Source organism: Actinosynnema pretiosum (assembly GCF_024171695.1).
Taxonomy (GTDB): Bacteria; Actinomycetota; Actinomycetes; order Mycobacteriales; family Pseudonocardiaceae; genus Actinosynnema; species Actinosynnema pretiosum.
Genome location: NZ_JAMTCF010000008.1, coordinates 364829 through 387216 on the forward strand (window position 1 = coordinate 364829; position 22388 = coordinate 387216).

The following is a 22388-nucleotide window of genomic DNA, read 5'->3' on the forward strand; positions in this document are numbered from 1 at the left end:
CGAAATCCCATGAGCGGCCTACAGGACGAGTTGCTGCGCACCCTGACCAAGGTGGCCAAGGCGCTGCGCGCTGAGGGCATCCCGTTCGCACTGGCGGGCGGCTGCGCGGTGTACGCGCGCGGCGGACCCTCCACCGAGCACGACGCGGACATCCTGGTCCGCGAGGAGGACGCCGCCGAAGCCGTGCGGGCGCTGGTCGCCGTCGGCATGCGGGCGGCCGAGCCGCCGGAGGACTGGCTGCTGAAGGTCTACGACGGCGACCTGCTGGTGGACCTGCTCTACCGGCCCAACGAGCTGCCGGTGACCACCGAGACGCTGGAGCGGGCCGAGGAGCTGCAGGTCGGCTCCGTGGTGCTGCCGGTGATGCCCGCGACCGAGGTGATGATCGGCAAGCTCCTCGTGCTCGACGGGCACCGCTGCGACTTCAGCGCACTGCTGCCCTTCGCCCGCGCGCTGCGCGAGCAGATCGACTGGGAGAAGGTCCGGGAGGCCACCGGCCACTCGCCCTACGCCGAGTCGTTCCTGCTGCTGGTGGAGCGGCTGGACATCATCGCGCCGGAGGTCGACCCGGTGCGGGAGAGGAGCGCGTCATGACCGACGAGCCCGAGCAGTACCTCGCCGCCCGGTTGCGCCGGGCCATCGCCGAGGACCCCCGGACCACCGAGATGGGGGTTCGCGTCACCGTTCGGGGTGATACCGCGCTGCTCTCCGGTGACGTCGCGAGCCCGGAGCGGCGGGCGGAGCTGGAAGCGGTGATCCACGACGTCGCCCCGGAGCTGACCGTGCTCGACGACGTGAAGGTCGTCCCGGTCGGCGAACCCGAAGGACAGGAGGACCTCCGATGATCCGCATCGCCGCCGTGGGCGACGTGCACCTGGACGAGTCGGCGCGCGGTCGGATGCGGCCCGCGCTGGAGAACGTCGCCGAGCACGCCGACGTGCTGCTGCTGGCCGGTGACCTGACCAGGCACGGGACCGTGGACGAGGCCAAGGTCGTCGCGGACGAGTACCGGGGGCTGCCGGTGCCGGTGGTCGCGGTGCTCGGCAACCACGACCACCACGACGACCGGCCCGACGAGGTGACGAGCGTGCTGCGCGACGGCGGCCTGATCGTCCTGGAGGGCGAGGGCGCCGTGTTCACCATCGGGGACCGCACGCTCGGCGTCGCCGGGGTGAAGGGCTTCGGCGGCGGGTTCGCGGGCAAGTGCGCCAGCGCGTTCGGCGAGCGGGAGATGAAGGCGTTCATCGGGCACACCACCGAGGTCGCCGAGCGGCTCCGGACCGCGCTCGAAGGGCTCGACACCGACGTCAAGGTCGCGCTGACCCACTACGCGCCGGTGCCGGACACGCTGCGCGGCGAACCGCTGGAGATCTACCCGTTCCTCGGGTCGTACCTGCTGGGCGAGGCCGTCGACGCCACCGGGTGCCAGCTGGCTGTGCACGGGCACGCGCACTTCGGCACCGAGCAGGGCATGACGCCCGGTGGGGTGCGGGTGCGCAACGTCGCCCAGCCGATCATCCGCGCCGCGTACTCGGTGTACGGCGTCGAACCGGCCAACCTCGAACCCAGGGTCGCCCACGCCTGACCGGCGCTGAGAGAAGAACACCGAAAGCGAGGAGGCCCGCCCCCGGATCGGGGGCGGGCCTCCTCGGTGGTGCGGGTGGATCAGGACAGCGGGTCGCGGTGCGTCGCGCCGCCGAGGGCGCCCGTGCCGGGGCCGGCGAGACCGGGGGTCGCGCCGGGGCCCGCGACGCCCGGCGTGGCGCCGGGGTTCGGGGTCGCGGTGGTGCCGCCGGGCGGCATCCGGTGCGCGTCCTCGCCCGTCTGCGGGTCGCGGGGCACGTCACCGCGCCAGGAGCCGGTCTCGGAGCCGGAGTTCTCGATGAACTCCTTGAACCGCTTCAGGTCGCCGTTCACGCGGTGCTCCACGATGCCCAGCGCGGCCCCGGCCTTCTCGGTCAGGGTCTCGGGCTCGTAGTCCATCTGCAGGTGGACCCTGGTCTGCCGGTCGTTGAGCCGGTGGAACGTGACCACACCGGCCTGCTGCGGGCCCTCCACCGTGTGCCAGGCGACCCGCTCGTCCGGGTGCTGCTCGGTGATCTCCGCGTCGAACTCGCGCTTCACGCCACCGATGCTGGTGACCCAGTGGGTCCGGGTGTCCGACACCTGGGTGATGTTCTCGACGCCCTCCATGAAGCTGGGGAACGACTCGAACTGGGTCCACTGGTTGTACGCGGTGCTGACCGGGACCTCGACGTCCACGGACTTCTCGATCGTCGTCACTGTGTCGCAACCTCTCCGCTCGTGGTCTTCGGTCCCTCACCGAGTACCCTCCGAACGGGGATTAACACGGTGTTTCTCAAGCGATAAAAGGGAAACACCACTGGGAACGGTTCGTGGTCCGGTCCACTGTGGACGTGCGCCACCCGATCGGAACCGGTCCGCTCCGGTCGGGTGCGCCCGCGCCCGCGCTCCGTAGCGTTCCCGGTGGCGGAAGGGGACGGGCGTGCTGGAACGGCTCAACGAGGCCATGGAGCGCATCGAACAGGCCCTGCCGGGCGAGGTCGACGTCGCGGAGCTGGCGCGGATCGCGCTGACCTCCGAGCACCACCTGCGGCGGATGTTCTCGGCGCTGGCCGGGATGCCGCTGTCGGAGTACGTGCGGCGGCGCAGGCTCACGCTCGCGGCGGCGGAGGTGGTGGCGGGGCGGCGGACGTTGCTGGACATCGCCGTCGACCACGGCTACGCCTCCAACGAGGCGTTCACCAGGGCTTTCCGGGCCGTGCACGGCGTGGGCCCCGGTGCGGTCAGGCGGACCGGGGCGGCGCTCAGCTCGCAGTCGAGGATGGCCTTCCGCCTCGTCATCGAGGGGAGCAGCGACATGCGGTACCGGATCGTGGAACGGGCGGAGTTCGCCGTCGTCGGGCGCAAGGCCAGGGTGCCCCTGGTCCACAAGGGGATGAACCCGCACATCGCGGACTTCATCCGGGGGCTCGACAAGGCGGAGTTCGCCGAGATCAAGAAGCTCAACAACGAGGAGCCGAGCGGGGTCGTCGGGGTCAGCGCCGACCTGGACCCGTCCCGCGCGGAGGGCACCGAGCTGGACTACTACCACGGGGTCGCCAGCTCGCTGCCGGTCCCGGAGGGGCTGGACGCGCTCCCGGTGGCCGCCGGGACGTGGGCGGTGTTCTCCAGCACCGGGGAGTTCCCGAGGGCGCTGCAGGAGATGTGGCGGGACGTGTTCACCCAGTGGTTCCCGTCGAACCCGTACCGCAGCCGCCCCGGCCCGGAGATCCTCAGCAGCACCGTGTTCGACGACGGGAAGACGGCCGAGGCCGAGCTGTGGATTCCCGTGGAGAAGGAGTAGCGGCGTGCCGAGCGGGTGGCGCGGTCCCTGGGGCCGCGCCACCCGCGCGCGTCACGGCTTGAGCAGCACCTTCACCGTGTTGTCGCGCTTGGCCTGGAAGTCCGCGTACGCCTCGGGCGCGCGGGCCAGCGGCACCCGGTGGGTCGCGAAGTCGTCCACGCCCAGCGGGTCGTCGTCGGTGAGCAGCGGCAGGATCTCCGGCACCCACCGCCACACGTTCGCCTGGCCCATCCGCAGCTGGACCTGCTTGTCGAACAGGGTCATCATCGGCATCGGGTCGGCCATCCCGCCGTACACCCCGACCACCGAGATCGTGCCACCGCGCCGCACCAGCTCGATCGCGGTGTGCAGCGCCACCAGGGGGTCGACGCCCGCCGTGCGCATCAGCTTGGCCGCCACCGGGTCCGGCAGCAGACCGGTCACCTGCTGGGCCAGCTTGCCAGCCGTGCCGCCGTGCGCCTCCATGCCGACCGCGTCGATCACCGCGTCCGGACCGCGCCCGCCGGTCAGCTCGCGCACCCGCTCCACCAGCTCCGGCTCGCGGGCGTCGATCGCCCGCACGCCGCGCCCGTGCGCCCGCTGCAACCGCTCCGGCACCAGGTCGATGCCGATCACCGTCTCCGCGCCCCGGTGCAGCGCCACCCTGGCCGCCATGTCGCCGATCGGCCCGAGGCCCAGCACCGCCACCGAACCGCCGGGCGGCACCGCCGCGTACTCCACGGCCTGCCACGCGGTCGGCAGCACGTCCGACAGGTACACGAACCGGTCGTCCGGCGGCCCGTCCGGCACCTTGATCGGCAGCTTGTTCCCGAACGGCACCCGCAGGTACTCGGCCTGCCCGCCGGGCACCTGCCCGTACAGCTTGGTGTAGCCGAACAGCGAGGCCCCGCTGCCGTACTCGCGCACCTGCGTCGTCTCGCACTGCGACTGCAACCCCTGCGAGCAGGTGAAGCAGGTCCCGCAGGAGACGTTGAACGGCACCACCACCCGGTCGCCGGGCTTGACCGCCGTCACCTCGGGCCCGACCTCGGCCACCACGCCCATCGGCTCGTGCCCGAGCACGTCGCCCTCGTCGATGAACGGCCCGAACAGCTCGTACAGGTGCAGGTCCGACCCGCACACCCCGGACGAGGTGATCTTCACGATCACGTCGTCCGGCTCCTGCAGGATCGGGTCCGGCACGGTGTCCACGCGCACGTCCCGCTTACCGTGCCAGGTCACAGCCTTCACGGCACTCCCTCCGGCTCGTCGGTCCCCCGTCCCCCGAGGCGTTCCCGCGAAGGGGCCGGGCAAACCGGGCGGGGCGAACGGGTCCGGCGGGGACGGTCGGGCGCGTCCACGCCGGACGCGCTCAGTTCTTCCTGGCCGCCGCCGAGGCCCGCCGGTTGGCGCGCTTGACCGCCTCCACCAGCTCCCGCTTGTCCATCGACGACCGGCCGGGCACGTCGAGCCGCTTGGCCAGCTCGTACAGGTGCCGCTTGCTCGCGTTGGCGTCCACGCCCTCGTGCGTCGCGCCCCGCCGCCGGGGCGGGGCGCCGGACGAGCGCTGGTCGGACGGCCCGGTGCGCGCCTTGCGCTCCCAGTGGTCGCCGACCTTCTCGTAGGTGCGCTTGAGCGCCGCGAACGCCGTGCGGTGCGCCCGCTCGCCCTCCCCGTACTGCTCGACCGCGCTGTCGTGCGCCTTCGACCACGTCCGCCGCGCCCCCTCCGGGGACCGGCTGATCGTGTCGGGCATCTCCTCGCTCGTGGGCACGGCGTACCTCCCTGGTTCGCTGGAACCGGTCGGGTACCCGCGCCCGCGCGGGTCATGCCGGGTCCACAGTGGACCCCTCGTCGTCGGGCGGCTCGCCGTCGCGCACCACGACCACCTGCCCGGTGTGCTCCAACCGGTACCCGACGCCGCGCACCGTCGAGATGAACCGCGCCGCGTCGCCGAGCTTGCGCCTGATCCGCCGGATGTGGACGTCCACCGTCCTGGTGTCCACCACGGGACTGGCGCCCCACACCCGGTGCATCAGCGCGTGCCGCCGGTGCACCCGGTCGGGGTGCTCGCACAGGTGCAGCAGCAGGTCGAACTCCAACCTGGTCAGCTCGACCCGCTCGCCCCGGTGCAGCACCCGCCTGGAATCGGCCAGCACCACCAGCGCGGGCTCGCGGCGCGCCGGCTCGACCGCCCGCACCTCCACCTCGGCCCCCGGCAGGTCCAGTGCGGCGCGCAGCGCGTCCGCCAGCCGCCGCGCCATCTGCTCGGGGCCCGTCACGCGGATGCTGATCGTCACGTCGACGCTCGTGGCCTCCGGGACCAATCCACCCACCCCCACACCATGATCGGATCAGGACGCGCGGGCCGGGGTCAACGAGGTCCACCCGATGAGACCTGTCGGCGGGGGAGTGGACCCCGCCCCCGGCGCGCGCGGGACCGAACCCGCCGGGGCACCCGAGGGGCGGGGCGAGCGCGGCACGGGGGACAACCGGGTGATCCGGTGATCGTCCCACCGGCCCACCAACCGGTAGACCGGTTCACCCGCACCGGTGCTCCTCTCCGTCGCTTTGCGGCCACCTGGCACCAGCGCGACCACGACCCGCAACCGGTCGGCCCCCGCACGCGGTCCGATCAGCGCATCGCAGGTCACGCATACAGCTAACCCCCGTGAACGGGTGCTGGTGCTTGTCCTGATCGGGCGGACGGTTGTACGGTGCGCAACTTCCCCTTGGCGTTAGCGGAGACCCGGTTCGGGATGCCCGCGGAGAACGCCCGCAAGTTCCAGCAGGTGGCGGCCCAGCAGAACCTCGTCATCGACGTCCGCGCGACCAACCAGCACGCCGTGCCGTGGCTGCGCGCCGGAGCCCTGCCCAAGCCGGAGGCCATCAAGGCCAAGACCATCGACGAGCGCGACGTGCGCCTCGGCGCGCGGCCCCGCCACCTGGGCCTGGTCGGCTTCTTCGACCCGATCGAACCGCGCCGCGACCGCTCCGAGGCGGTGCTCAAGCGGTTCGCCATGCGCAGAGCCGAGTACGACGCGCTCGGCCCGAAGATGGCCGTGCTGGCCGAGCGCGGCGAGTTCTTCGTCCGGGGCGGCGTCGTGCACGGCCACGACCGCGCGGGCAGGCTGCGCCCGGTCACCGGCGACCACGACGTGTTCGACATCAGGAACGCGTTCGGCGGCGAGATCAGCGACGAGCGCTACCACCGGGCCGTGGCCACCATGATCTCCCTGGACATGGGCGTCACGCACGGTGCGCACATGATGTGGCAACCGGTCACCGAGGGCGACCGCGCCATCTTCGAGTCGATCGCCCGCGACGGCAGCCCCAAGCTCAGGTTCCACCCGGACGGCTCGCTGTCCTCGGGCGACTTCCGCCCGGTCGGCGCCGTCGAGTACCGCCCCGACCACCTGCCCCTCGGCGCGGTCGGCAGGCCGGACGGCGCCCCGCGCCCGCGCGTCGCGCTCGCGGGCGTCGGCGGCTGGCGCGGGCAGCTCCACGAGCCCGTCTCCGCGATGAGCGCCCTGCCGTAGAGCGGCCCGAGGAGTCCGGAGGGGAGCCGCGCCGTGCGCGCCGCGAACGGCTCCCGCGATCGCGGGTGGAGGCGACCGCCGCCCGCACCGGGCCGCAGCAGGGGTGCGCCCCGCCTGAACGAGGTCAGGCGGGGCGCGGATCGAGCGGGCGGCGCTCAGCCGTCGGTGAGCAGCGGGGCCGCCGACTTCTTCGCCTCGGACGCGGCGGCCTGCGGGTCCTCACCGCCCTTGAGCACGCGCTGGACCATCGTCCACACCACCTCGGACAGCTGCGGGTAGTTCGACCCGTAGGCCACCCTCGGCCGCGACTTCTCCAGCTGGGCGGCGAAACCGGCCACGCTCGGGTCCCACTGCCAGGCCGGGTCGGCCACCGTGTCGGACCGGTTGGGCAGCCCGCCCAGACCCGCGCCCAGCTCGGTGACGTTCTCCTTGTCGTCGGCCAGCGACTTCACCAGGTCCCAGGCGGCCTCGGTGCTGCGCGCGCCCTTGCCGATCACCCAGGTCTCCCCGGACAGCGCCGACGCCTCCCCGGCGGGACCGGCGGGCAGCGGGGCCACCGACCAGGCCATGCCGGAGGAGTTCAGCGGCTTGACCGAGGAGGTGCCGCCGATCAGCATCGCGCACGACCCGCTCGCCACCGCCTGCGCGGCCTGCTCGCCGTCCCAGCCGAGCACCGCGTTCGGCACGCTGCCGTCGGCGGCCATCAGGTCGTGCAGGAACGCCAGCGCGTCGGTCGCGCCGTCCAGGTCGGTCAGGTCCCCGCCGGACTGCCACAGCAGCGGCAGGAACGTCGCGGTCAGCTCCTCGCCGGGCAGCCCGGCGAAGCACAGCCCGGACCGCTGCGGGTTGGTCAGCGCCTTCGCCGTGGTGCGCAGGCCCTCCCAGGTGGTGGGGGGCGCGCCGAGCATCAGGTCGCGGTTGTACAGCAGGGCGTTGGTCTCGGTGCGCAGCGGCACGCCCCAGACCTTGTCGCTCCAGGTCACGCTCGCCCTGACCGGGCCGAGGAACTTGCCCCCGGTCTCCCACTGCTCGAAGAGCTTGGTCAGGTCGGTGATGGCGTTCTGCTTGGCCAGCCTCGGCAGGTCGGCCTGGTCGACCACGACCACGTCGGGGAACGCCCCGGAGGTCGCGGCCTGGTCGAGCTTCGCGCGGATCTCCGCGCGCGGGATGGAGGTCCGCTTGACCTCCACCTCGGGGTGGGCGTCCTGGTAGCGCTGCACCATGGCCTGCGCCGCCTGGTCGGCCGTCGCCGACTCGTAGGAGTCCCACCAGGTCAGGGTGACCTTCTCGGGTTCATCGGGATTTGCCCCGCAAGCGGAGGCGGCGAGCACCGCCGCCGCCGTGAGCAGTGCTCGAAATCGCATCTCGCCCCGCAGGTCGACGTGGGAAGGACGGCAGCCGTCCTACTCCGCAGCCTGCCGCAATGTCAAGATCGCCTGGTCAGCGCGTTTCCGGTAGGCGGTGCTGGGGCGGCGACGGCTCGGACTGCGCGGGCAGCACGAGGCGCGGCGCCGGTTGGTCCAGCGGCTCCCAGTCGAGTCCGGCGAGGTAGGTCGCCGCCAGCTCGTCGTAGATCGGTGTGCTCACAGGCGGGGATGGTGTCGCGTCGCGCGCCCCGCTGCGCCGTTTCTCACCTGTGTGAGTGACAAACACCCGGTGGAAACCCCGCGTTAGTGCGGTCACGGGCCCGTCGCGGGCCGATCGCGGGCGGTGGGCCGGGTTCGGGGGCACACTCGACCGGCGCCCGCGCCGCCGCGTCGCGCCGAGCCGCCGGAGGGACCGCCCCGATGAGCCGAGCACGTGAGCACGCCACCGGGCGCAGCGCCGGTGGGGGGAGCAGCAGCGCGAACGGGACCGGACGGGCGGGCGCCGTGCCCGCGAGCCGGTCGGCGGGCGTCCCGGCCAGGGTGCCCAGCCCGCAGCGGCCCGGCCGCCCCGGCACCGCCCTCGGCCGCTGGCTGCTGCGCCACCGCGTCTCGCCCGCAGGGCCCGAGGCGGACGCCGCGCACAGCAGACCGCAGGCGTGGTGGAAGGTCATGTGCCTGACCGGCGTCGACTACTTCTCCACCCTGTCCTACCTGCCGGGCATCGCCGTGCTCGCGGCGGGCGCGCTGTCCCCGCTGGCGACGCTGCTGATCGTCGCGCTGACCCTGCTCGGGATGCTGCCCATGTACCGGCGGGTCGCCCACGAGTCGCCGCACGGGCAGGGCTCGGTGGCGATGCTGGAGGACCTGCTGCCGTTCTGGCGGGGCAAGCTGTTCGTGCTGGTGCTGCTGGGCTTCGTGGCCACCTCGTGGATCGTCACCATCACCCTGTCCTCGGCCGACGCGACCGTGCACCTGCTGGAGAACCCGAGCTCGCCCGCGTTCCTGCACGGGCACGAGGTGCTGGTCACCGTCGTGCTGCTGCTCCTGCTCGGCGGGGTGTTCCTGCTCGGCTTCACCGAGGCGGTCGGCGTCGCGATCCCGCTGGTCGCGGTGTTCCTGCTGCTCAACGCGACCGTGATCGCCTCCGGCGCGGCCGAGCTCGTGGCCAGGCCGGAGGCGCTGACCGCGTGGACCGACCGGCTCGCCGAGGGCGGCGGCGGGGTCGGCGGGGTGCTCGGACCGGCCGTGCTCGCGTTCCCGCTGCTCGTGCTCGGCCTGTCCGGCTTCGAGACCGGCGTCAGCATGATGCCGCTGGTGGCCGCGCGGGGCGCGACCGAGCGGGAGCGGGTGGCCGACCGGGTGCGCAACACGCGCAAGCTGCTCACCGCCGCCGCGCTGATCATGTCCGGGTACCTGGTGGCCACCAGCGTCCTGACCACCGTGCTGATCCCCGCCGAGGCGTTCCAGCCCGGCGGCGCGGCGGACGGGCGGGCGCTGTCGTACCTGGCGCACGAGCGGCTGGGCGCGGGGTTCGGCGCGGCCTACGACCTGAGCAGCGTGCTGATCCTGTGGTTCGCGGGCGCGTCCGCGATGGCCGGGCTGGTCAACATCGTGCCGCGCTACCTGCCCGCGTACGGCATGGCCCCGGAGTGGGGGCGCGCGGTCCGCCCGGTCGTGCTGGTCTACACCACGATCAGCGTCGGGATCACGGTCGCGTTCGGCGCCGACGTCAACGCCCAGGCCGGGGCCTACGCGACCGGCATCCTGGCCATGATGGTGTCCGGCGCGGTCGCGGTGTCGGTCTCCGCCTGGCGCGCCGGTCGGCGGAGGGCGGGGACCGGGTTCGCCGTGCTCACCCTCGTGCTGCTGTACGCGCTCGCCGAGAACGTGCGGGCCAAGCCGGACGGCATCGCCATCTCCGCCGCGTTCGTCCTCGGCATCGTGCTGATCTCCCTGGTGTCGCGGGTGTCCAGGACCACCGAGCTGCGTGCCGACGCGATCGACTTCGACGAGCGGGCGCGCGGGTTCCTGGACGACCTGCTGCGCCACGACGGCCAGCTCAACATCATCGCGAACAAGCGGCAGGCCGGGGACGCGCTGGAGTACCGGGCCAAGGAGCGGGTGCAGCGCGGCCTCAACCCGGTGCCGGGCGGGGCGGCGGTGGTGTTCCTGGAGGTCGACGTGGTCGACCCGTCCGAGTTCAGCGACGTGCTGCGGGTGCGCGGGGTGGAGGTCGGCGGGTTCCGGGTGCTGCGCGCGGACAGCCCCGCCGCGCCCAACGCGATCGCCGCCGTGCTGCTGGCGCTGCGCGACGCCACCGGGGTCCGGCCGCGCTGCTACTTCGAGTGGGCCGAGGGCAGCCCGCTCACCCACCTGCTCCGCTACCTCGTCCTCGGGCAGGGCGACACCGCGCCGGTGGTGCGGGAGATCCTGCGCGAGTGCGAGCCCGACCCGGAGCGCAGGCCCGCCATCCACCTGGGCGGGGGTTGATCCCGCGCGCGGAATTCCGAAGGACACCCGGAAGTGGGCACAGGTGCCAGGTTTGCCCCCGCCCGGAGCCGGTTATCCGGTGAGGGACGAGAGCGCGGTGACCGCCGCCCCCCTGCGGTCGCCGAGGAGACCGGGATTTCCCCCTCCCCCCTGGGAACCCGGTCGAACGCCTCGTCGGGAGGCCGCCCGGCGCGTGCGCCGGGCGGACCCAACCCTTCGCGGGTACCGAACCCCGCCCCACCGATCCGGTGGGGCGGGGTTCGCGCTTTCCCGGCCCGCGCGCCACTTCACCGCGCCCGCGCGTTCGCGCGCCCGCGTGCCCGCGTGGCCGGGTGGTCACCCACCCGGCCACGCGCGCCCTCAGTCCTGCGCCCGGTTCGGCGTGCGCCGCCTCGGCGCCCGACCGGCGGGCTGGGTGATGCCCTCCGGCGGTTCCGGCGCGGCCGGGACCTGGAGCACCAGCGGGTTCTCCGGCTCCACCTCGACCTCCTCGCCGTGGTGCCGGATGCGCAGCGCCGGACCGGACACGACCCGGTAGGTGGTCTTGCCCTCCTCCACCACCACGCACAACCGGCTGCCCCGGTAGGTCATCCGGAATGAGAACCGGTTCAGCCCCACCGGCAGCCGGGGCGCGAAGTCCAGGCCGCCGCTGTGGTCCCGCATCCCGCCGAACCCGGCCACCAGCCCCAGCCACACCCCGGCCAGCGAGGCCATGTGCAGTCCGTTGTGGACGTTGTGGTGCAGGTCGTGCAGGTCGGTGAACGCCGCCTCGGACAGGTAGTCGTAGGCCAGGTCCAGCGCGCCCACCTCGGCCGCCAGCACCGCCTGCGTCGCCGCCGACAGCGACGAGTCCCGCACCGTCCGCGCCTCGTAGTAGGCGAAGTTGCGGGCCTTCTGCGCCGCCGTGAACGCGTCACCGCGCAGGTGCATCGCCAGCACCAGGTCGGCCTGCTTCACCACCTGCTTGCGGTACAGGTCGAAGTACGGGTAGTTCAGCAGCAGCGGGTAGTCGTCGGCCTCGGTGGCCTCGAAGTCCCACTCGGCGTGCTTGGTGAACCCCTCGGACTGCTGGTGCACGCCCAGTTCGTCGTCGTAGGGCACGTTCATCGCCTCGGCCGCCCGCAGCCACGCCGCAGGTTCGTCCTCCTCCACGCCGAGGTGCTGGGCGACGTCGGGCAGCCGCTCGCACACCTCCGCCGCGACCCGCAGGTTCCGCTGCGCCATCAGGTTCGTGTAGACGTTGTTGTCCACCACGGCGGTGTACTCGTCCGGCCCGGTCACCCCGTCGACGCGGAACCCGTCGCCGGGCACGTGGTGGCCCAGCGACATCCACAGCCGCGCCGTCTCCACCAGGATCTCCGCGCCCGCCGACCGCTCGAACTCCTCGTCCCCGGTGGCCTGCGCGTACTGCGCCACCGCGTACGCCACGTCGCCGGACACGTGGAACGCCGCCGTGCTCGCGGGCCAGTAGGCCGAGCACTCCGCGCCGCTGATCGACCGCCACGGGAACGCCGCCCCGCCCAGCCCCAGAATCCGCGCCCGCTCCCGAGCGTCCTCCACGGTGGAGTGCCGCCAGGACAGGGCGTCCCGCGCCGCCTCCGGCACCGTGTAGGTCAGCACCGGCAGCACGAACGTCTCGGTGTCCCAGAACGCGTGCCCGTCGTAGCCGGGACCGGTCAGCCCCTTGCCCGCGATCGCCCGCGTCTCACCGCGCACCGCGGCCTGGAGCACGTGGAACAGCGCGAACCGCACCGCCTGCTGCAACTCCGGGTCGCCGTCGACCTCGACGTCGGCGCTGTTCCAGAACTCGTCCAGGAACTCGCGCTGCTCGGCGAGCAGCCCGTCCCACCCGGTCTGCAGCGCACCGGCCAGCGCCGCCTCCACCTGCGCGCGCAGCGCGGGCACCGACCGCTGCTTGGACCAGCCGTACCCCAGGTACTTCACGATCGTCAGCTTCTCGCCCGCCGCCACGTCCACCGCGACGGTGAACCGCGCCAGGTCCTCGTCCGCCTCGACCTCGGTGCGCAGCGAGTCGTTCGCCTCGACCTCGTGGTCCATCGCCGCCGCCATGCGCAGCCCGGAGGTGCGGGTGTGGTGCGCCAGCACCGCCCGCTTCCCGCGCGCGTAGGCGAAGTCCGCCACCAGCGGCGAGTCCAGCGCCTTCGCCACCCTCGGGTCGCCGGAGCGCTCCTCCACCGGCTCGTTGGCCAGCAGGTCCGACTGCACCACCAGCTGCACGTCCTGCACGGCCTCGACCTCGTAGCGGATCGCCGCCACCGCGCGCTGGGTCAGCGACACCAGCCGCTCGGTGCGCACGATCACGCGCTTGCCGGTCGGCGACTCCCACTCGGTGCGGCGGCGCAGCGTGCCGGTCCGGAAGTCCAGCTCCTGCTCGTGCTCGACGGTGCGCCCGTAGCGCAGGTCCAGCGGCTCGTCCTCCACGAGCAGCCGCAGCACCTTGCCGTCGGTGACGTTGACGACGGTCTGCCCCTCCTCGGGGTAGCCGTAGCCGCTCTCCCCGTAGGGCAGGTCGTGCTCCTCGTAGAACCCGTTGAGGTAGGTGCCCGGCAGCCCGCGCGGCTCGCCCTCCTCCAGCGTGCCGCGCATCCCGATGTGGCCGTTGGCCAGCGCGAACGTCGACTCGGTCTGCCGGAGGTCGGTCAGCGACAGGCCCTCCCAGCGCAGCGTCCAGGGCTGCACGCGGTAGCCGCTCACAGCAGCTCCGCCAGGTCCGCCACGACCACGTCGGCGCCGTGCGCGGCGAGCGCGTCGGCCTGGCCCGCGCGGTCCACGCCCACGACGAACCCGAACGCGCCCGCGCGCCCGGCCTGAACCCCGGCCAGCGCGTCCTCGAACACGGCGGCCCGCGCGGGCTCGACGCCCAGCGCCTTCGCGCCCGCGAGGAACGAGTCGGGCGCGGGCTTGCCCTTGAGGCCGTCGCGCACGATCGTCACGCCGTCCACCCTGGCCTGCACGTACCTCGCCAGGTCGCTGGCCTCCAGCACCTTCTCGGCGTTCGCGGAGGAGGTGACCACGGCGATCGCCAGACCGGCGTCGCGCGCGGCCTTCACGTAGTCGACGGAACCGGGGTAGGGGCTCACGCCCTCCTGGGCGATGACCTCCTCCAGCAGCTCGTTCTTGCGGTTGCCGACGCCGTGCACGGTGTCGGCCTCCGGCGGGTCGTCGTGGTCGCCCTCCGGCAGGACGACGCCCCTGGAGGCCAGGAACTCGCGCACCCCGTCGTAGCGGGGGCGGCCGTCGACGAACCGGACGTAGTCGGACTCGGTGAACTCGGGCTCGCCGCGCTGGGCGAGCAGCGCGTCGAACGTGCGCTTCCAGGCGCGGCGGTGCAGGACGGCGGTGCTCGTGAGCACCCCGTCCAGGTCGAACAGGCAGGCGGTGATCCCGTCGGGCAGACCCAGCGTCATGCGCCATGACTACCCGGTTCGGGCCACGGGTACCCCCGTGCGCACGGGTGGGCGCTCCGGGTCTCCGGCGCGCTCCCGACAGCCGAGAGGGGCTACCCCGTGGCCAAGCCGAAAGTGCTCGTCGTCGGGACCGGGTTCGCCGGTTTCCACGCGCTCAAGTCGCTGGAGAAGGCGCTGCCGCGCGACGCCGCCGAGCTGATCGCGGTCAACCCGACCGACTACACCCTGTACGTGCCGCTGCTGCCCGAGGTCGCGGGCGGCTCGCTCGACCCCCGGCGGGTCGCGGTGCCGCTGCGCACGAGCCTCAAGCGGACCCGGCTGGTGCTCGGCACCGCCACCGGCATCGACCCCGGGGCACGCACCTGCTCGGTCGTGGACGTGGAGGGGCGCGGGCGGGTCCTGGAGTGGGACCGGTTGATCGTCACGGCCGGGAGCGTGACCCGGATGCTGTCCGTCCCCGGCGTCGGCGAGCACGCGCTCGGGTTCAAGTCGGTGCCCGAGGCGCTGTACCTGCGCGACCACGTGCTGCGGCAGGTCGAGCTGGCCGAGCAGGCCGACGACCCCGAGGAGCGGGCGGCGCGCGCCACGTTCGTCGTGGTCGGCGCCGGGTACACCGGCACCGAGCTGGTCGCGCAGGGGCAGCGGATGACCGCCGAGGCGCTGCGGGCCCGGCGCGGGGCCCCCGGCGCGCTGCGACCGGACGAGTGCCGGTGGCTGCTGCTCGACATGGCCGACCGGGTGCTGCCGGGGCTGGACGCGCGGATGTCCGGGCCCGCGCGGAAGGTGCTGGAGTCGCGCGGGGTGGACGTGCGGATGAGGACCAGCGTCGCCGAGGTCACCGACACCTGCGCCCGGCTCACCGACGGCTCCGAGATCCCCACCCGCACCGTCGTGTGGTGCGTCGGCGTGCGGCCGGACCCGCTGGTGGAGGCGTCCGGGCTGCCCGCCGAGCGCGGGCGGGTCGTGGTGGACACCTCGCTGGCGGTGCGCGGGCTGGACGGGGTCTACGCGGCGGGCGACGTCGCGGCCGTGCCTGACCACTACAACCCCGGCGAGCCGACGCCGATGACCGCGCAGCACGCGCAGCGGCAGGGCGCGCTCGCCGGGCGGAACGCGGCGGCGTCGCTCGGGCACGGGAAGGTCGGCCGGTACAAGCACCGCGACCTGGGGTTCGTGGTCGACCTGGCCGGGATGGACGCGGTGGCCGACCCGCTGCACGTGCCGCTGCGCGGGGTGCCCGCGAAGCTCGTGGCGCGCGGGTACCACCTGCTGGCGATGCCGGGGAACCGGGTGCGGGTGGCCGCCGAGTGGATCGCCGACCTGCTGTCCGGGCGGCAGGTGGTGCAGTTCGGGCTGGTGCCGCGCGAGGGCGTGCGGCTCTCGGACGCGGACCGGCCGGGCAACCGGGTGGTCAAGGCCGGGAGCTGAGCGGGTGCGCGGCGGGCGTCCGGCCGGGGCCCGCCGCGCGCTGTCAGGCCGGGTCCGCCGCTCCCGCGCCGGGCCGCTCGTCCCGGAACCGCTCGAACCGCGCCAGCCAGCCGTCCACCTCGCGCAGCGCCGTCCCGTCGATCTCGTAGAGGCGTTTCGCGCCTTCCGCGCGCACTCGCGCGAATCCGCTCTCCCTGAGCACCCGGAGGTGCTGGGAGACCGCGGGTTGGGAGATCCCGAACTCCGCGTTGATCACTTCCGCGAGCGATCCCGCCGCCCGCTCGCCGTCCGCGAGCAATTCCAGGATGCGTCGCCTGATCGGGTCACCAAGAACGTCGAGGGCGTGCACGACCTCAGTATTTAGGTCGGGGCTTATATAAGTCAAGATTGAGTTACTGGAATTGTCGGTGGTCGGTGGCACTATCCCGAACAGGTGTTCGGATGTGGATCGGACGTGTTCGGAAGGAGCTGACGGCGATGCGCGTTCACCTCGATCCCCGGCAGTGGCCCGGCCGTGTCGTACCCGAGACAGAGCACGAGATCGACACGGCCGTCGAAGCGCTGTGCCTGAGGGCGAACTGGGCCGACGCGGACCGCGCGGGTGTGCGCGCCGTGCTGGTGCCCTGGTTCGGCGACGGCTGGTGCGTCGACGCCGTGCTGACGGCCGTCGACCGCCGCCCCGACGGCGCGCGGCAGGGCGCGCCGCGCCACCGCGACCAGGTGGCGCACGACTTCCTCCGCGCCCGGCTGCGCTCGTGGTGGCCGTCGGGGCAGCAGCGGTCGAAGCCGCCGGTGGAGGGGATGAGCCTGGGTGCGTGGTGGCGGGTCAACCGCCGCAACGCCCGGCTCAACGCCCCGCGCCGGGTGCCGCACCTGACGGAGGAGGGCGTGCGCGCCCGCGAGGAGGCGGGGGAGCGGCTGCGCGACCGGTTCCGCGACCCGGTCGAGCGGGCCAGGGCGCGCGGGCGGCGCAACCGGGAGGCGCTGGACGCGCTGCTGGTGCCCGGCCTGGCGGTGCCGACCTTCGCGGACTCGAACCGGCTGCTGGCGGACATCCGGGTGCCCGCGCACCCGGTGTGCCAGCGGTGCGGGTGCCGGACGGTGGTGTACGAGCAAGCCGCTTGAAGGACGGAACCGGAGGCCGCTGGGGCCTGGCCGGGCGCGGTGGAGCAGCGGTCGCGGGAGGGCGAGGGGCCCGCGGCGACGGCGCCGTCCGATCCGGGTCGGGAGCCGGTGGGCGGGCGCAGGGGCGCTCGGGGGGAGCGGGAGGCCGTTCCGGCCGGTGGCGCGGGTGGGGCGGGTGCTGGGCGGGCCGTCGGTGGGACCGGGTCGGGCGCCGACCGGTCTGGAGGTGCGGGCGGGCCTGGTGGTGGACGGGCCGGTGGTGCGGGTGGGCCTGGTGCGGGTGGGCCTGGTGCTGGACGGGCTGGAGGTGCGGGTGGGCCTGGTGCTGGACGGGCTGGAGGTGCGGGCGGGCCCGGTGCTGGATGGACCGGTGGTGCGACGCCGGGTGGTGGGCGGTCGGGGCCGGAACCGGGCGGGCGGGTCGCCGGTCGGGACGGGAGCGCGGAGGCGGGGCGGTCCGCTCGGGGGGCGGCCGGGCCGCGTGCCGGTCGGGCCGGTGGCGCGGAGGGCCCTGGTGGTACCGAGGGCCCTGGTGGTACCGAGGGCGCGGGTGGTGCGGAGGGCTCGGGTGGTGCGGAGCGGGCGCCGAGAGGGGAGGGGTGACCAGGTGGGGGAGTCGGCCCTGTGGTCACTCCTTACGGTGAATTGGTCACCGATGTCCTGCGTCGACGCCGGGAGCCGGTGGAACTGCGGGTGGTCGCTCGGGTACTAAGCGTCGCGGGGAGTCGCGTTGAGCCGGGTTCCCCGAGTCGGTCCACCTGGGCGCGCCGTCGGTCGCGCCCACCCGCCGTCGAGGAGTGCGCGGTGTTCTGGTTGTTCTTCGGCATCTGCGCCGTCGCGTTCACCGCGGGCGCCGTCCTGTGCTGGCTGCCGCTGCGGGTCACCATCCGCGACCTGAGGGCCGAGCTGCGCGCCAGGCCCGTCGTGGAGATCGACGAGGACGACTACGACGACGACCTCGACGACTACGACGAGGACGAGATCCTCGACGCGGAGATCGACGAGGACGAGGACGACCTCCCCGCGCCGCGCCCCACGCCCGCCCGCGCGAGCGTCAACGAGGTCCCGGCCCTGCCCGCCAGGGCCCCGCGCGCGCTGGAGATGCCGGGCAACAACGAGACCACCCAGGTCATCCCGCGCCAGGTCAGGGCCAACTCCCGGACGCGGGTCTTCCACACCCCGGACTCGCCGTACTTCGACCGGATGCGCGGCGACGTGGAGTTCTCGTCCATCGCCGAGGCCGAGGAAGCGGGCTACACCCGCTGGCGCCCGAAGGCCGCCACCCGCCCGGTGCTGTGACGCCTGCGCGATGACGTCAGGCTCGTGACGCAGGAGCTGGGGCGCCGGCGTCGTGGTGCCTGGGCCCCGCGATCACCGATGGCGGGTTGAGCTCTCCGATCCTCGGGCGTCCTGACCTGCGCCCGCCGATCGTCGTGCCCCCACTGACCCGCACCCCGTCCCAGCGTCGTGACGGGGTGCGCCCGAGCCTGCCTCCCGGCCCGCCCGGTCGCCGCCCCGCCCCCACTCAGGAGCGGCGGTGGCGGACGGCGATCAGCTTGCGCAGCTCGCTCTCGCCCAGTCCGCCCCAGATGCCGTAGGTCTCCTCGACCTCCAGGGCGTGCTCGCGGCACTGCCTGCGCACCGGGCAGCGACCGCAGATCTCCTTCGCGCGCGCTTCCCGGTTCTGCCTGGACGAGCCGCGCTCGTTCGGCGTGTGGAAGAACAGCGCGCTGTCCATGCCTCGGCACAGACCTTCCAGCTGCCAGTCCCAGGACTCGGCGACGGGCACGGGCAGTCGGGACAGCTCTGGCACGGTGACCACGCCTTCCACAGGAGGTGCTGGTGATGTTGTCCCGGCCAACCCTAAATTCGATTCAAAATCGGTTCAAGCTGAGGATTGTGTCGATCGCCTCGTTTAGCGAGCCGACGTAGCGGGAACCGGCTGGCACGCTCCGCCAGCCCGGCCCGCCGACCAGCACGGTTCGCCCGGTTCTCACCAATTCCGCGATCGGGGTGGCTCCGGCCTGAGCTTCGGCGTGCGCCCACACCATCACCGCTACGGGTGACAAGAGCGCCGCGGCGTCGAGCAGGGCGGTCGGGGGGACGCGCGCGCCGAGGTTCCGCGACGCGCAGCCCCGCTCGGCCAGCGCGGCGGCCAGCGCGTCCAGCGGCAGCGAGTGCTGCTCCTCCGGCGCGCACGCCAGCAGCACCGGCAACCGCTCCCGGTCGGCGGCCTGCGCGTGCATCAGGAGCGCCCGCGAGATGCTGGCCGTGGCCAGGTGCTCGACCTCGACGCCGCGCGCGTCCGCCGCCGCCCGCTCACCCGCCGCGACCAGGAACGGCACCAGCGCGCAGTCCCACGCCCGCACCACGCCGTGCCGCTGGATCAGCTCGCTCGCCAGCCGCACCATCAGCGGCGCGTCCAGCCCCGTCGCGGCCCGCGCGAACCCGCGCCGCTCGGCCGCCGTCACCTCCTCGGCGCGCTGGACCGGCTCGTCCGCGCGCTCCGGCTCACCGGCGACCGGCTCGGCCAGCGCCATCGCGGCGGCCGACGCGGGCGCCACGCCCTGGCCGGTCAGCGCGACCATCCGGCGCAGCCTGCCCACGTCCTCGGCCGAGTAGCGCCGGTGCTTGCCCTCCTGGCGGGTGCTGGGACCGAGGCCGTAGCGGCGGTCCCAGGTGCGCAGGGTGGTGGGCGAGATGGCCAACATCCTGGCCACCGCGCCGGGACTCCACAGCACGCCGCTATCCACAGATCCACCGCCAGCACATCGGGTAGTGCAACGCTTCTGAAACGAAAATGGTAACGACTGGTCCGCGCACCGCCGCACCACCGCTTCAGCAGGGCGAACGGGTTCGGCGGTTCGGGGCAGCGCGGCGGGGTCCGGTCCGGGGCGGAGGACGGCGGGACACCGGGCGGGTGGTGGGCGAGAACACGCGTTGACGGTGCGTGACGGAAGTGGGACCGAGCGTGCCTGGTCGGTGCGTAGGGCCAGCGTGCGGCGGGTGGCCCGCCCTCCCCGGTCCGGGTGAACGCGGAGCCGGAGCCGGTCTCGGCGGCTGGTTCGGTCGCCGAGGAGGTTTCCGGGGACCTCGAACGGCCGATTGTCCTGGTGGGAGCCGAAGCGCCACCCGTGCGGGAGGACGCCGCGGGCGTGGCGCGGGGAGTGGCGTCGACCTCGGTCGAGCACCGCGATGGGGTGTTCCCGGTAGCGGACCGGCTACGTTGGCTGAGCCCGTCGGGAGGTCGGACCGGCGGGAGCTGAGCGGTCGGGGCTGCCGCGCGCGGGAGCCGGCCGGATCGGGGAGAGCGTCATGACCTTCACCTACGACGTCGACCACGTCGACGGCGCCACCGTCGTGCGCCCCGAGGGCAGGCTGGACCTGTCGACCTACGTCCCGCTGCGCGACGGCCTGCTCAAGTGCGCGGTGACCGGCCCGTCCGCCGTGGTGGTGCTGCTCGGCGACGGCTTCGAGTTCGCGACCCCCGCGCTGATGTCGGTGTTCTCCACGGTGTGGACGCGGGTCGCCGAGTGGCCGGGCGTGCGGATCGTGCTGGTGGGCGAGTCGGACCCGCACCGGGCCGCGCTGGCGGGCGGCGGCGCGGGGCGGTTCGTGCCGCACTACCCGACGCTGACCGACGCGCTGGCGTCCGTCGAGCACCCCGCGCAGCCGCAGCGGGACGAGGCGCTGCTGCCGGACACGCCGGTCGGCGCGCTGATCGCCCGGCAGTTCGTGCGCGAGACCTGCGAGCGCTGGGACCTGGGCGACCGCATCGAGGACGCGGTGCTGGTCGCGACCGAGCTGGTGGAGAACGCGCTGGAGCACACCAGCTCCGCGCCGAGCCTGCGCCTGGAGCTGCGCGGCGGGCGCCTCGTGGTGGCCGTCCGCGACGGCGGCGCGACCCCGCCGAAGCCGCCGCCACCGGCGGGGCGCGGCCTGCTGCCGGGTGGGCGGGGGATGCGGATGGTGGAGTCGGTGAGCCGGGTGTGGGGGCACTCGCCGTGGCCGGGCGGCGGGAAGGTCGTGTGGGCGGTGCTGGGGCGTTGACCGGCGCTGGGGGGCTGACCTGCGCTGGGGCGCTGACCGGTGTGCGGGGTGGTCGGCGTTGGAACGCCGATCGGGGCTGGTTGCCGGTGGCCTGCGCGGTCGGCCCCGAACCCGAGGCCCCAGAAGCCAAGGCCCCTGAACCCGAGGCCCTCGGCCCCGGTCAGGAAGCCTCGGACGACACCGGCGTGATCGTGAAGAACCGGTCCAGCCCGGTCAGCACCAGCGGGCGCAGCACCGGGCAGCCCGCCAGCAGTTCCAGCCGGGCCCCGCGCGCCTCGCAGGCCGCCCGCAGCTCCAGCAGCGCGTTGATCCCCGACGCGGGCAGCAGTCCCACCCCGCCCAGGTCCAGCACCATCCGCCCGCCCGCCGGGGGCAACCGGTCGAGGGCGTAGTCGCGGAACGTGGGCGCCGTGGCGATGTCCAGCTCGCCCACGACCCTGACCAGCACCGAGTCCGGCTGGCTGGTGGTCGCGGACAGCTCGACCGAATCACTCATGGGGGCACCTCGGCAACCTGATCGTGCGACTACGACGAGGCTGTTCGCTCAACCAGAGGCACACCCTAGGGGGTGCGGTCCGGTGATCGCCAAACGGACCGGGACCGCACCCCGCGCGCCGGGGCTCAGCCCTCGACGCGCCTGATCACGCTGATCGGGCCGATCGAGTCGATGTCCGCGATCTTCACCGGGACGCCCTCGGTCGACGCGTGCACCGCGCGCACCCCGTCCACGGCCATCGCCACGTGCGACTGGCTGGAGTAGTAGACGATGATGTCGCCCGCCTTGACCTCGCTGCGCGAGACCGAGCGCCCCACGGTGGCCTGGCCGTAGCTGGTGCGCGGCACGGACACGCCCGCCTGGCGGTACGCGGCCTGGATCAGGCTGGAGCAGTCCCAGGAGTTCGGGCCGTTCGAGCCGTACACGTACGGCTTGCCGCGCTGCGCGAGCGCGAACGACAGCGCCGTCCCGGCCGTGCCCGCGGGCACGCTCACGGTGCTGGTGTCGCCGATGCCGGCCAGCGTGGTCTTCTGCGCGGCGCTGAGCGAGCGGTACTGCTCGCGCGCCTCGCCGACCTGCTTGTCCAGGTCCTTCTTGCGGGTCTCGATGTCCGCGGCGGCCTTGCGGGCGCCCTCGGTGGCCTCGCTGGCGCGCTTCTGCGCGTCGTCCGCCTGCACGACGGCGTCGGACAGGCCCTGGATCGACTCCGCGTTCGCGGACGCCAGCACCTCCAGCGCGGTCGCGCGGTTGAGGAAGTCCTGCTGCGAGTCGCTGACCAGCAGCGCGGACAGCTGGTTGAACCGGGCGCCCTCGAACGAGGCCTCGGTCAGCGCGTCCACGTCGCCCCGGTGCGCCTCCTCGGCGCCCTTGGCGTTCTGCAGGTCGCCGTTGGCCTTGTCCAGGTCGCCCTGCTTGGCCTTCAGGTCCTCCTGCGCCTTGAGGTGCTCGTCGTTCAGCCGACCGGCCTCGGTGGACAGGTCGTTGTACTTCTTGAGCGCGTCCTCGGCGCTGCTCGGCTGCGCGGAGGCCTGGGTCAGCGGCAGGCCGGTGACCAGGACGGCGGCGGCGGTGGTCGCCAGTGCCGCGCGGATGGTGCGCTGTGCGGGTCGTGACGCCACG

General features: G+C 73.7%; 23 protein-coding genes and 1 pseudogene. 11 read left to right on the forward strand and 13 right to left on the reverse strand.

Annotated elements, in window-relative coordinates; translation table 11 throughout:
• The first annotated feature begins 9 nt into the window (after positions 1-9).
• The 3 genes from LV78_RS18945 to LV78_RS18955 are packed head-to-tail and all read left to right on the forward strand — an operon-like array spanning position 10 to position 1585.
• Complete coding sequence (locus tag LV78_RS18945; RefSeq protein WP_253846585.1) at positions 10-594, forward strand: nucleotidyltransferase family protein; 585 nt, start codon at positions 10-12, stop codon at positions 592-594.
• Entirely contained in the window at positions 591-845 is a 255-nt protein-coding gene (locus tag LV78_RS18950; protein WP_253846586.1) for a BON domain-containing protein, read from the forward strand. Before LV78_RS18945 ends, LV78_RS18950 begins: the two co-directional genes overlap by 4 nt.
• Positions 842-1585 (forward strand): metallophosphoesterase family protein, encoded by a 744-nt coding sequence (locus tag LV78_RS18955; protein ID WP_253846587.1) that lies wholly within the window; start codon positions 842-844, stop codon positions 1583-1585. The genes LV78_RS18950 and LV78_RS18955 overlap by 4 nt, the downstream gene beginning before the upstream one ends.
• 242 nt (positions 1586-1827) lie before the next feature.
• On the opposite strand, the pseudogene LV78_RS18960 reads toward LV78_RS18955, so the two are convergent.
• A pseudogene (locus tag LV78_RS18960) lies at positions 1828-2283 on the reverse strand (SRPBCC family protein); the annotation flags it as partial.
• Positions 2284-2506: 223 nt separating this feature from the next.
• On the opposite strand from LV78_RS18960, the gene LV78_RS18965 reads away from it, so the two are divergent.
• The gene (locus tag LV78_RS18965) at positions 2507-3367 is read left to right on the forward strand and encodes an AraC family transcriptional regulator (RefSeq protein ID WP_253846588.1); all 861 of its coding nucleotides are present in this window, start codon (positions 2507-2509) and stop codon (positions 3365-3367) included.
• 51 nt (positions 3368-3418) lie between these two features.
• Here LV78_RS18965 and LV78_RS18970 read toward each other — a convergent pair whose 3' ends face one another.
• The 3 genes from LV78_RS18970 to LV78_RS18980 form a co-directional block, all read right to left on the reverse strand.
• The gene (locus tag LV78_RS18970) at positions 3419-4597 is read right to left on the reverse strand and encodes a zinc-dependent alcohol dehydrogenase (RefSeq protein WP_253846589.1); all 1179 of its coding nucleotides are present in this window, start codon (positions 4595-4597) and stop codon (positions 3419-3421) included.
• Positions 4598-4718: 121 nt separating this feature from the next.
• Entirely contained in the window at positions 4719-5120 is a 402-nt protein-coding gene (locus LV78_RS18975) for a ChaB family protein (RefSeq protein ID WP_253846590.1), read from the reverse strand.
• A gap of 52 nt (positions 5121-5172) precedes the next feature.
• On the reverse strand, positions 5173-5682 hold the full coding sequence (locus LV78_RS18980; RefSeq protein WP_253846591.1) for a winged helix-turn-helix domain-containing protein: 510 nt from the start codon (positions 5680-5682) through the stop codon (positions 5173-5175).
• Between the two features lie 381 nt (positions 5683-6063).
• On the opposite strand from LV78_RS18980, the gene LV78_RS18985 reads away from it, so the two are divergent.
• Positions 6064-6885, forward strand: coding sequence for a hypothetical protein (locus LV78_RS18985; RefSeq protein ID WP_253846592.1), 822 nt, complete (start codon positions 6064-6066; stop codon positions 6883-6885).
• A 155-nt stretch (positions 6886-7040) separates the two neighbouring features.
• Here LV78_RS18985 and LV78_RS18990 read toward each other — a convergent pair whose 3' ends face one another.
• Positions 7041-8249 (reverse strand): ABC transporter substrate-binding protein, encoded by a 1209-nt coding sequence (locus tag LV78_RS18990; protein WP_253846593.1) that lies wholly within the window; start codon positions 8247-8249, stop codon positions 7041-7043.
• Between the two features lie 76 nt (positions 8250-8325).
• Positions 8326-8472: a hypothetical protein gene (locus tag LV78_RS18995; protein ID WP_253846594.1), complete on the reverse strand. Its 147-nt coding sequence runs from the start codon at positions 8470-8472 to the stop codon at positions 8326-8328.
• A gap of 200 nt (positions 8473-8672) precedes the next feature.
• Here LV78_RS18995 and LV78_RS19000 point away from each other — a divergent pair, with 200 nt between their 5' ends.
• Entirely contained in the window at positions 8673-10742 is a 2070-nt protein-coding gene (locus tag LV78_RS19000) for an APC family permease (RefSeq protein WP_253846595.1), read from the forward strand.
• A gap of 360 nt (positions 10743-11102) precedes the next feature.
• On the opposite strand, the gene LV78_RS19005 is transcribed toward LV78_RS19000, so the two are convergent.
• Entirely contained in the window at positions 11103-13457 is a 2355-nt protein-coding gene (locus tag LV78_RS19005) for a glycoside hydrolase family 65 protein (protein ID WP_253846596.1), read from the reverse strand.
• A complete protein-coding gene (locus tag LV78_RS19010; RefSeq protein ID WP_253846597.1) occupies positions 13454-14170 on the reverse strand; it encodes an HAD family hydrolase in 717 nt (238 codons plus the stop codon). The genes LV78_RS19005 and LV78_RS19010 overlap by 4 nt, the downstream gene beginning before the upstream one ends.
• Positions 14171-14269: 99 nt before the next feature.
• On the opposite strand from LV78_RS19010, the gene LV78_RS19015 reads away from it, so the two are divergent.
• On the forward strand, positions 14270-15598 hold the full coding sequence (locus LV78_RS19015) for an NAD(P)/FAD-dependent oxidoreductase (protein WP_253846598.1): 1329 nt from the start codon (positions 14270-14272) through the stop codon (positions 15596-15598).
• A gap of 43 nt (positions 15599-15641) precedes the next feature.
• On the opposite strand, the gene LV78_RS19020 is transcribed toward LV78_RS19015, so the two are convergent.
• Entirely contained in the window at positions 15642-15947 is a 306-nt protein-coding gene (locus LV78_RS19020) for an ArsR/SmtB family transcription factor (RefSeq protein WP_253846599.1), read from the reverse strand.
• Positions 15948-16075: 128 nt separating this feature from the next.
• Between LV78_RS19020 and LV78_RS19025 the strand changes: the two genes are divergently transcribed.
• The 3 genes from LV78_RS19025 to LV78_RS19035 all read left to right on the forward strand — a co-directional run bounded on the left by LV78_RS19025 (position 16076) and on the right by LV78_RS19035 (position 18022).
• Positions 16076-16723, forward strand: coding sequence for a hypothetical protein (locus tag LV78_RS19025; RefSeq protein ID WP_253846600.1), 648 nt, complete (start codon positions 16076-16078; stop codon positions 16721-16723).
• Between the two features lie 157 nt (positions 16724-16880).
• Entirely contained in the window at positions 16881-17435 is a 555-nt protein-coding gene (locus LV78_RS19030) for a hypothetical protein (RefSeq protein ID WP_253846601.1), read from the forward strand.
• 92 nt (positions 17436-17527) lie between these two features.
• Positions 17528-18022, forward strand: coding sequence for a sunset domain-containing protein (locus LV78_RS19035; RefSeq protein ID WP_253846602.1), 495 nt, complete (start codon positions 17528-17530; stop codon positions 18020-18022).
• A gap of 226 nt (positions 18023-18248) precedes the next feature.
• Here LV78_RS19035 and LV78_RS19040 read toward each other — a convergent pair whose 3' ends face one another.
• Positions 18249-18536 (reverse strand): WhiB family transcriptional regulator, encoded by a 288-nt coding sequence (locus LV78_RS19040; RefSeq protein ID WP_253846658.1) that lies wholly within the window; start codon positions 18534-18536, stop codon positions 18249-18251.
• A gap of 61 nt (positions 18537-18597) precedes the next feature.
• A complete protein-coding gene (locus tag LV78_RS19045) occupies positions 18598-19464 on the reverse strand; it encodes a MerR family transcriptional regulator (RefSeq protein WP_253846603.1) in 867 nt (288 codons plus the stop codon).
• A gap of 574 nt (positions 19465-20038) precedes the next feature.
• Between LV78_RS19045 and LV78_RS19050 the strand changes: the two genes are divergently transcribed.
• Positions 20039-20773, forward strand: a complete 735-nt coding sequence (locus LV78_RS19050) for an ATP-binding protein (protein ID WP_253846604.1) — start codon at positions 20039-20041, stop codon at positions 20771-20773.
• Between the two features lie 160 nt (positions 20774-20933).
• On the opposite strand, the gene LV78_RS19055 is transcribed toward LV78_RS19050, so the two are convergent.
• Together LV78_RS19055 and LV78_RS19060 are read right to left on the reverse strand one after the other, a co-directional pair.
• Positions 20934-21269: an STAS domain-containing protein gene (locus tag LV78_RS19055; protein ID WP_253846605.1), complete on the reverse strand. Its 336-nt coding sequence runs from the start codon at positions 21267-21269 to the stop codon at positions 20934-20936.
• A gap of 125 nt (positions 21270-21394) precedes the next feature.
• Positions 21395-22387 carry a C40 family peptidase gene (locus tag LV78_RS19060; RefSeq protein WP_253846606.1) on the reverse strand — a complete coding sequence of 331 codons (993 nt, stop codon included), beginning with the start codon at positions 22385-22387 and terminating at the stop codon, positions 21395-21397.
• Position 22388: the final 1 nt, after the last annotated feature.

Bases quoted from the DNA above. Each gene is read 5' to 3' on its own strand.
- LV78_RS18990 (WP_253846593.1), bottom strand. From the start codon at position 8,249: ATGCGATTTCGAGCACTGCTCACGGCGGCGGCGGTGCTCGCCGCCTCC.
- LV78_RS19010 (WP_253846597.1), bottom strand. From the start codon at position 14,170: ATGACGCTGGGTCTGCCCGACGGGATCACCGCCTGCCTGTTCGACCTG.
- LV78_RS19025 (WP_253846600.1), top strand. From the start codon at position 16,076: ATGCGCGTTCACCTCGATCCCCGGCAGTGGCCCGGCCGTGTCGTACCC.
- LV78_RS18955 (WP_253846587.1), top strand. From the start codon at position 842: ATGATCCGCATCGCCGCCGTGGGCGACGTGCACCTGGACGAGTCGGCG.
- LV78_RS18950 (WP_253846586.1), top strand. From the start codon at position 591: ATGACCGACGAGCCCGAGCAGTACCTCGCCGCCCGGTTGCGCCGGGCC.
- LV78_RS19055 (WP_253846605.1), bottom strand. From the start codon at position 21,269: ATGAGTGATTCGGTCGAGCTGTCCGCGACCACCAGCCAGCCGGACTCG.
- LV78_RS19050 (WP_253846604.1), top strand. From the start codon at position 20,039: ATGACCTTCACCTACGACGTCGACCACGTCGACGGCGCCACCGTCGTG.
- LV78_RS19000 (WP_253846595.1), top strand. From the start codon at position 8,673: ATGAGCCGAGCACGTGAGCACGCCACCGGGCGCAGCGCCGGTGGGGGG.
- LV78_RS18945 (WP_253846585.1), top strand. From the start codon at position 10: ATGAGCGGCCTACAGGACGAGTTGCTGCGCACCCTGACCAAGGTGGCC.